General features: G+C 43.0%; 1 protein-coding gene. It reads left to right on the top strand.

The features are described from left to right. The first annotated feature begins 501 nt into the window (after nt 1-501). Nucleotides 502-804 (top strand): GIY-YIG nuclease family protein, encoded by a 303-nt coding sequence (locus tag ADIS_RS11925; RefSeq protein WP_010854776.1) that lies wholly within the window; start codon nt 502-504, stop codon nt 802-804. Nucleotides 805-976 lie beyond the last annotated feature (172 nt).

Here is a 976-nt window from a genome sequence, read left to right as displayed (position 1 = left end):
AAAACTGCTCTCGTCATTGCGAGGAGGGACGACGAAGCAATCTCCTCCACTACAATGAGATTGCCACGGCTTGATATCGATTCATTCTCCGATATATACTTGTAAATCATAGACTACCTCATAAACCATCATCGGATATCTCCAAGCCTCGCAATGACGGGAAAAAACCGCTATCGTCATTGCGAGGAGCGGGCGACGAAGCAATCTCGTCCACTACAATATTGCCACGGTTTGAATGCGCTTCGTGCTCCAATAACCAAAAAGAAATAACAGAATACGTAATCAACGATCATCAGCTATCTCCAAGCCTCGCAATGACGGGGAAAAACTGCTCTCGTCATTGCGAGGAGGGACGACGAAGCAATCTCCTCCACTACAATGAGATTGCCACGGCTTGATGTCGATTCCTTCTCCGATATATACTTGCAAATCGTAGATTACCCAATAAACCATCATCGGGTCTCTCCAAGCCTCGCAATGACGGAGGCGAAATAACGGCTTATGGAAAAAGGAGGCTGCATATACTTTATGACAAACACCTACAACACCACACTTTACGTCGGTGTAGCCTCAAATCTGATAAAAAGAGTATATGAACATAAAACCGGGGTCCACAAGACGTCCTTTACAGCAAGGTATAATTTAACCAAGTTAGTTTATTACGAAATATTTCATTCGATTGAAGAAGCTATTGATCGTGAAAAACAACTAAAAGCGGGAAGTAGAAGGAAGAAAATAGAGCTTGTAAAGGACTTTAACCCTGAATGGAAGGACCTTTATGAGCAGATATGCCGGGATTGGTAAATGTCCTCATCATTGCTAGGATTGAGCGAAGAATCATTTTCAATAACTAACGTCGTCATTGCGAGGAGGGACGACGAAGCAATCTCCTCCACGACAATAAGATTGCTTCGGCTTGAATGCGCTTCGTACTCCAACAAACAAAAAGAAATAACAGAATACGTAATCAACGATC

The sequence above is a fragment of the Lunatimonas lonarensis genome (assembly GCF_000390185.1).
Taxonomy (GTDB): Bacteria; Bacteroidota; Bacteroidia; order Cytophagales; family Cyclobacteriaceae; genus Lunatimonas; species Lunatimonas lonarensis.
This window is presented reverse-complemented; position numbering and strand designations above follow the sequence as displayed.

Coding starts and splice junctions, on each gene's coding strand:
- ADIS_RS11925 (WP_010854776.1), top strand. CDS start 502: ATGGAAAAAGGAGGCTGCATATACTTTATGACAAACACCTACAACACC.